This window comes from Archangium sp., assembly GCF_036388035.1.
Classification (GTDB): domain Bacteria; phylum Myxococcota; class Myxococcia; order Myxococcales; family Myxococcaceae; genus Archangium.
Genome location: NZ_DASVSO010000138.1, coordinates 1 through 6452, shown reverse-complemented (window position 1 = coordinate 6452; position 6452 = coordinate 1). Strand labels below are relative to the sequence as shown.

The following is a 6452-nucleotide window of genomic DNA, read 5'->3' as shown; positions in this document are numbered from 1 at the left end:
CCGGCTTGACGAGGTGGGTGTCGAAGCCCGCCTCGCGCGAGCGCTGGCGGTCCGAGGCCTGCCCGTAGCCGGTGAGCGCCACCAGCCGCACCGCCGCGCCACTCGGGCGCCGCCGCAACCGGCGCGCCACCTCGTACCCGTCCAGCCCCGGCAGGCCGATGTCGAGGAAGACCACCTCGGGAGCGAAGCTCTCCATGCACTCCAGCGCCGCCATGCCGTCGTGGACGACGGACACCTGGTGCCCGTCCAGCTCCAGCACCTCGCCGAGCAGCTCGGCGGCGTCCACGTTGTCATCCACCACGAGCACGCGGCGGCCCTCGGAGGACACCTCCTGGACGGGCCGCGAGGCCTCGGACACCACGGGCACCCGCTCGGCCGGCAGCAGCGGCAGGCGCACCGTGAAGACACTGCCCTGTCCCACGCCCTCGCTCGCCGCCTCCACGCGGCCACCGTGCATCTCCACCAGCCGCTTCACCAGCGTCAGCCCGAGGCCCAGCCCGCCCTGCGCCCGGTCCAGCGTGCGCGCCACCTGCATGAAGGGCTCGAAGAGGTGCGGCAGCGCATCGGCGGGGATGCCCATGCCCGTGTCCGCCACGTGCACCACGGCCTCGCCCGCCTCGCGCTCCAGCGTCAGGGTGATGTGGCCACCGCGCTCGGAGTACTTGGCCGCGTTGTGCAGCAGGTTGGTGAGCACCTGCTCCAGACGCACCGGGTCCGCCTCCGTCCACACCGGCTCCACCGGCAGCTCCACGTGCAGGGTGTGCTCCCGCGACTCGGCGAAGGGCCGCGCCGCCTCCACCGCGCGCGCCGCCGCTCCCACCACGTCCAGTGGGCGCTTCTGAAGGTGGATCTTCCCCCGCGTCACCCGCGACACGTCGAGCAGGTCATCCACCAGGCGCCGCATGTGGTGCACCTGCCGCTCCACCACCTCACGCTCCCGGTCGATGGCCTGGCCCTCCCGCTGCTTGCGCTCCATGAGCTGGACGGCGGTGAGGACGGGGGCCAGGGGGTTGCGCAATTCGTGGGCGAGCATCGCGAGGAAGTCGTCCTTGCGCCGATCCGCCTCGCGCAGCCGCTCCTCCACGCGGGCCCGCTCGGCGAGTGCCACGCGCAGCCCGTCCGCGTTCCGCTCCGCCTCGCCACGCGCCCGCACCTGGGCGAGTGACAGGAAGAAGAGGGCCAGGCTCACCAGCACGCCTCCCGCGGCGAAGGGGGTCACCATCGGTCTCCGGGCGCCCTCCTCGAAGACCGGCAGCGAGGAGAAGGCGAGTGTCCAGGGTCGCCCGGCCACGCTGAGCGTGGTGGTGGCGGTGAGCATGGGCTCCTGGGGCAGCGCCTCGGGGCGGGGCGAGCTGTGCAACAGGCGCGCGGGGTCCACCTCCGTGCCGTCGTAGAGCTCGAAGGCCACCCGGGGCCGCCGCTCGGTGCCGAAGATGCCGTTGAGCAGGTCGTCCGCGCGGAAGGGGCTGTAGACGAAGCCAACGAGCGCTTGGCGCCTCGCCTCCACGGTGGCCGGCACATAGCCGCCTCGGTAGACGGGCAGATAGAGGAGGAAGCCCGCCTGCTTCCGCTCTTCAATCTCTTGCTTGAGCGTCACCTCGGCGGTGAGGGCGGGCATCCCCGTGTCCCGGGCCCGGTCCATCGCCTCACGGCGGATGGGCTCCGAGTGCATGTTGAAGCCCACCGCCGCCCGGTTCCGCTTATCGAGCGGCTCCAACAGGAGAACGGAGTGCAGTTCCTCATCGGAGGTTTCCGGCCAGACACGGAAGTCCGGCAGGCCCGCCGCCTCGCGCGCCCATTGCTCGAGCGCCGGGCGCGCCTCGGGCGAGAAGCGCCGGGTGAAGCCGATGCCCTGGATGCCGGGGTAGTGCACCTGCACCTGGAGGAGCCGCACGTACTCGGAGAACTCCAGGGGCGTCACTTCCTGCTGGGTGGCGAACAGGCCACTGGTTCCCCGCAGAAGCGCCACATAGGCATCCAATCGCCGCTCGATACGGTCGGCGGTCGACTGCACCACGTTCTCGAAGCGTGCCCGGTCCCTCGCCCGCGCGTTGGCCCCCAGCACCAGGGACACGCCGAGCGTGACGAGCAGGGAGAGGGCCAGAACGACCCCGGGGACGAGGTGACGAGGCAGCCGATGGAAGCGCGAATGGACGGACAGGGTCTTCACTTGGGGGCGAGTGGCCCAGCAAAACAATGTGACACCGGACCTCCATCCCCGCGCTCCCAGCAGGAACCGTCCGCGTCAGGGGTTCTCCCTTTGGATTCGATGGCGAACGCCCCACCAGCACTTCCGGGTCGCTTGTTTGCTCCAGGCCGTGCTGGACCCTAGCTTGGGTTCTGGCCGTGTCGGAGAAGGCGATACGGCCATGCCTGGCTGCCCGGTGGGGAGACTGGAGGATGCGATGCCAGGGAACACCGGCGGAACAGCCGGGGGTGAGCCCCCGGAGTCCGGATTCGAGGACTCGGACTTTGGCGACGAGCTGACGCGGGCCATCTCCCAGGGCCCGCCCATGCTGCGCACGCCCACGCTCGGCGAGCGGCTCGGGGGCAGCGACGGCCAGCGCTTCGAGGTCCTCCAACAGCTCGGCAGTGGCTCCATGGGCCGGGTGTTCCTCGCCTGGGACGCGCAGCTCCAGCGCGAGGTGGCGCTCAAGTTCCTCATCCCCAACGCGCAACTCGAGGAGGAGTGGCTCATCTCCTTGCTGCGCAAGGAGGCGCGGGCCATCGCGCAGCTCGGCCACGCCAACATCGTCCGCCTCTTCGACGTCGCCGAGTGGCAGGGCAAATCCTGGGAGCCGCGCATCCCCTTCCTCGTCATGGAGTACCTGGAGGGCGAGTCGCTCGCGGCGGTGCTGCGGCGGGAGCAGCGCTTGGAGTCGCGGCGGGCGCTGGACATCGTGGGCGGCATCGTCGCGGGACTGGCGCACGCCCACGAGCACCACGTCATCCACAGGGATCTCAAGCCGAGCAACGTCTTCATCACCCCGCGTGGCGAGGTGAAGCTGCTCGACTTCGGCCTGGCCCGGCTGCTGGAGGAGCGCGAGCCGATGGGCCTGGACCTGCCCAGTGGCGGCACGCCCGCGTACATGGCGCCGGAGCAGTGGCGCAGGGGAAGCCAGGACGAGCGGACCGACCTCTGGGCCGCGGGCGTCATGCTCCACGAGATGCTCACCGGGGAGACGCTCTACCCGAGCGCCACCTTGAAGGAGCTGCGGGCCCGGGTCGTCTCCAGCGACCCCGTTCCGTCCGTGCGTGAGCGCCACCCGGAGCTGCCTCGGGAGCTGGAGCCCCTGCTGGCCACGCTGCTGGCCAAGGACCCCGAGCGGCGCTACCAGACGGCCCAGGAGCTCGGCGAGGAGCTGCGCGAGCTGGTGGAGCGGCTCGGCTTGCGCGCCCAGACGCGACGCCCCGTGGCGCCCGAGCGCCGGCAGGTGACGCTGATGTCGTGCCGGCTGACGGGGCTCAACGGGCTCGCCGACGCGCTGGATACCGAGGACGTGGGCGAGCTGGCGGAGGCCTTCCACCAGCGCTGCGCGGAGGTGGCCCAGCACCGGGGCGGCGCCATCGTCCTGTACCTGGGTGACGAGGTGCTGGCCTGCTTCGGCTACCCGGCGGTGCGGGAGGAGGACGCGGAGCACGCGGTCCAGGTGGGGCTGACCCTGGCGCGGGAGCTGCCCGCCTTCCTCCACCATACGCTGCCCCAGCTCCCCGCGGGCGTGCTGGCCGTGCGGGTGGGCATCCACACCGACCAGGTGACGTTGAGCGAGCGCAGTCGGATGCGTCGCAGCGGCGCCCTCGTCCTCCAGGGCGAGGCCCCGAGGATGACCACCTGGCTGGCCGGGCTGGCCGAGCCACACGCCGTGCTCGTCAGCGAGACCACCTGGGCCCTGGTGCACGGGAGCTTCGAGGCCGAGGCGCTCGAGTCCCGCCCCTTCCAGGGCCTCCTGGGGACGCGGAACCTGGGCTTCCACCGGGTGCTCCGCGAGCGTCCGGCAACGGGCCGCTTCGAGCGGGCGCTCGCCGCCGGTGGCCTCACGCCCCTGGTGGGACGGGAGCACGAGCTGCAACGGCTCCTCACCCACTGGAGCGAGGCCCAGCAGGGGCGGGGAGCCGTCGTGCTCGTCACCGGCGAGGCCGGCCTCGGCAAGTCCCGGCTCGTCCAGGAGCTGCACGAGCGGGTCCGCCAGAAGCGCTGCAACCACTTCCAGTGCCAGTGCTGGTCACAGTCCAGCACCAGTGCCTTTCACCCCATCATCGAGATGCTGCGGCGCGGCCTGCCGTCGCGACAGGAGGTGCTGGAGAGGCTGGGGCTGTCCCCGGAAGACGCCACCCTGCTGGCCCAGCTCCTCTCGCAGCCCGTGCCCGGGGACCTTCCCTCCCTCCAGCTCTCGCCGGGGCGGCTCAAGGAGCGCACCTTCGAGGCGCTCGCGGCACTGCTGTTTCACATGGCCCGGAATCACCCGGTGCTCGGGGTGGTGGAGGATCTGCACTGGGCGGACCCCTCCACCCTGGAGCTGCTCGGCTACATCCTCGAGCGCGTGGAGAAGGAGTGCATCCTGCTCGTCCTCACCGCCCGGCCCGACTTCCACCCCGCCTGGGCCCAGCACCCCTGGGTGCACACGCTCACGCTGGAGCGGCTGCCTCCGGAGCTCACCGCCACGCTGGTGCGCGAGTCCGCCAGGGGCCGGGAGCTGACGCCGGAGCAGGTCCAGCAACTGGTGGTCAAGACGGACGGCATTCCCCTCTTCGTGGAGGAGCTGACGCGCATGGTGCTGGAGCAGGGCACGCCCGGCTCCATCCCCATCACCCTGCATGAGCTGCTGCTGGCGCGGTTGGATCTGCTGCCCTCGCGCGAGAAGGAGCTGGCCCAGCTGTGCGCGGTGATTGGCCGCGGCTTCTCCCACGCCCTGCTGTCCACGCTGACCCAGCGAAGCCCGTCCGCGCTGCGGCGGGACCTCGAGGAGCTGGTGACGGCCGGGCTCCTCCAGCCCCGGGACACGGATGAGGGCCCGGGCTACCAGTTCCGGCATGCCCTCCTCCAGGACGCGGCCCGGCAGTCCCTGCCCCGCGGCGCGCGCCGGCAGCTCCACCACCGCGTCACGCAGGGCCTGCTGGAGCTGTGCCCCGAGCTGGCCGAGACGCAGCCGGAGCTGCTCGCCCACCACTACACCGAGGCGGGCGAATACGAGCAGGCCCTCCGCTGCTGGGACCAGGCCGGGCAGCGCGCCAGCCTGCGCTCGGCCAACCAGGAGGCGGTGAGCCACTTCCGGCAGGCCCTGCGGCTGTTGCGCCTGCTGCCGGATACACCCCAGCGGCTCCGGGTGGAGCTGCGGCTGCTCATCTCCCTGGGCACCCCGCTGGCCCAGGTGCAGGGCTACCGCTCACCCGAGGTGGAGCGGACGTACGCCCGCGCGCGCGAGCTCATCCACCTCGTGGGCGAGGCGCTGCCCCGGCTGAGGCTGTCCTACTGGGGGCCCTTCACCTACTACTTCTCGCGGGCGGAGTACGCCCTGGCGCACGGGCTCGCCGAGCAGCTCGTGTCCCAGGCCGAGCGCCAGCACGACCTGGAGCTGCTCTCGCTGGGCCACCGGATGCTGCTGGCGAACTGCTTCATCCGGGGGAACATGGCCGCCGCCCTGGAGCACATGGAGCGGGCCCTGGCGTGCTCGGACTTTCCGCTCGAGAAGCAGCGGGCCCTGGCCGAGGAGCAGTGGATCAACCCGCGCGCCACGACCCTGGCCATGGGCGCCATGGTGTACTCGGTGCTCGGCCGGGACGAGGAGGCCCGTCGCATCAGCCACGAGGCGCTGGAGCTGGCGCGGCGCATCGGCCATCCGCACACGTCCGCCAGCGTGCTGGCCTACATCACCGTGGCCTGTCAGCTCCGGGACGAGGTGGACTGCGCCCTGGAGTGGTCGGAGGAGGCCATCGCCCTCTCGCGCGAGCACGGCTTCCGGGCCTGGCGGGTGTGGTCCACGCTCATCCGCATCTGGGCCCTCACCGAGCAGGGGCATGCCCGCGCGGGGCTGGCGCTCATGCGCAAGGCCATCGGTGGCTGGGACGAGCCGGGCATCCGCGCGGGCCTGTTCCACCACGACCTGGGACTGGTGGCGGACCTGCACCTGAAGCTGGGACAGCCCCGCGAGGCACTGGAGGCGACCACCGAGGCGCTGGAGCGCACCCAGACGGAGGGCCAGCACTTCTACGAGGCCGAGCTGCACCGGATGCGAGGCAAGGCGCAGCGGGCACTCGGCCATGAGAGCGAGGCCCGCGAGAGCTTCCTGCGGGCCCTCCAGGTGGCGCGCCAGCAGGGGGCGTACGCCTTCGAGCGGCGGGCCCTGGAGGACCTGGGGGCGCTCGCTCCGGAGCCGCACCCCGCCTGAGCCCGGGGGCTCAGTGGTGGGGCATCTGGAGCCGGTAGTCCATGCGCTTCGTGGCGTGGATGATCC

At 71.9% G+C, this 6452-nt stretch carries 2 protein-coding genes; one reads left to right on the top strand and one right to left on the bottom strand.

Annotation, left to right across the window (positions count from 1 at the left end; translation table 11 throughout):
* Positions 1-2170: CHASE domain-containing protein (locus tag VF697_RS06085; RefSeq protein ID WP_331092541.1), on the bottom strand; the 2170-nt coding region annotated here is incomplete at its 3' end.
* 235 nt (positions 2171-2405) lie between these two features.
* Between VF697_RS06085 and VF697_RS06080 the strand changes: the two genes are divergently transcribed.
* On the top strand, positions 2406-6386 hold the full coding sequence (locus VF697_RS06080; RefSeq protein WP_331092540.1) for a protein kinase domain-containing protein: 3981 nt from the start codon (positions 2406-2408) through the stop codon (positions 6384-6386).
* The last annotated feature ends 66 nt before the right edge of the window (positions 6387-6452 follow it).